3 protein-coding genes are annotated in these 1,161 nt (G+C 41.2%); all 3 read left to right on the top strand.

The features are described from left to right. Positions 1–128 precede the first annotated feature (128 nt). Positions 129–497, top strand: coding sequence for a hypothetical protein (locus tag PSF28_RS23535; protein ID WP_272685738.1), 369 nt, complete (start codon positions 129–131; stop codon positions 495–497). Continuing rightward, on the top strand, positions 494–883 hold the full coding sequence (locus PSF28_RS23530; protein ID WP_164561059.1) for a M15 family metallopeptidase: 390 nt from the start codon (positions 494–496) through the stop codon (positions 881–883). The genes PSF28_RS23535 and PSF28_RS23530 overlap by 4 nt, the downstream gene beginning before the upstream one ends. Then, a partial coding sequence (locus tag PSF28_RS23525; protein WP_272685737.1) for a hypothetical protein occupies positions 880–1,161 on the top strand: 282 nt, incomplete at its 3' end. The genes PSF28_RS23530 and PSF28_RS23525, both read left to right, overlap by 4 nt.

The following is a 1,161-nucleotide window of genomic DNA, read 5'->3' as shown; positions in this document are numbered from 1 at the left end:
GTTCTGGTACTGGCTGCAAACAAAGACAACCTTAGAAAGTTGTTTAGTCGTATTGCCGCATCAATAGACCGAAACTTCAGCAGTATCGTACAGGCCATTAAAGATTGGCGAAATAAAGGGGGTAACTGATGGAAGCCTTCCTTAGCAAAATAAATCAGTTGGTTAATTGGATTGAGTTACATCCATGGGATGCGGCTGACATTTCATTCATGCTTGCTTCAGCGATAACGGTATTTCTCTGCCCCTATAAGAAAACGAGAGATTCTGTCATTGGTAATATTTTAATTATTTGCTGGATTTGCCAAATAGGGGAAACGATATACGGAGAGCGGATATCAGCGGCCTCAGATGTTTTATTTGATGGTGTGTTTTTTGTCGTCATATTCGCCGTTGGCGGAAATATCATGTCGGTTGTCGTTTTCAGTAAATTAATCGCTCGACTCAAATTAATCTGGCGGCTAGTTAAGCTGCCTTTTACTTTTATGGTGAAGAAATGAGTAAATTCAAATTCAGCAATCGCAGTGAAGAAAATCTGCGCGGCGTTCATCCCGATCTAGTCAAAGTTACCCGTCGAGCACTTGAATTAACCAGTATTGATTTTATGGTCATTGAAGGTAAGCGAACTGAGGTACGGCAACGTGATTTAGTAAAAAGTAAAAAAAGTCAGACGATGAATAGCCGACACTTAACTGGCCATGCCGTAGATTGTGCTCCGCTAGTAGGTCGTGAAATCCCTTGGAATGATTGGTCTAAATTCAGGTTAGTTGCTGATGCTATGCTGCAGGCGGGTGATGAACTAGGCATTGATGTTGAGTGGGGCGGTAACTGGACAAGTTTTAAAGATGGCCCTCACTTCCAGCTCTCACGCAAGTCATACCCATGAACACGTTAACTAAAGCATTAATGGCCGCTTGTGCCATTTTGCTATTTTGGCTTATTTGGGTTGTGAATGATTACGACAAATTGAGTGATAAGTTTGATAAAAAATCAAATGAGCTTGCTGCCAATCAATTCATATTATCCACTGTTTTAGAGCTATCGGTAACATTCAATGAAATTTCACGAAATAACCTTAGGGAGCGTGACGCAGCGGCAGTGGCTTCTGAAACGGTTAAAACCATTATCAAAACCGTTATTGTGGATGATAAGTGTGCTGCTATT

The organism is Providencia sp. PROV130 (assembly GCF_028482225.1).
In the GTDB taxonomy this organism is placed as follows: domain Bacteria; phylum Pseudomonadota; class Gammaproteobacteria; order Enterobacterales; family Enterobacteriaceae; genus Providencia; species Providencia rettgeri.
Note: the sequence above shows the minus strand (reverse complement) of the source record. Positions and strands in the feature narration are given on the sequence as shown.

Bases quoted from the DNA above. Each gene is read 5' to 3' on its own strand.
- PSF28_RS23535 (WP_272685738.1), top strand. From the start codon at position 129: ATGGAAGCCTTCCTTAGCAAAATAAATCAGTTGGTTAATTGGATTGAG.
- PSF28_RS23530 (WP_164561059.1), top strand. From the start codon at position 494: ATGAGTAAATTCAAATTCAGCAATCGCAGTGAAGAAAATCTGCGCGGC.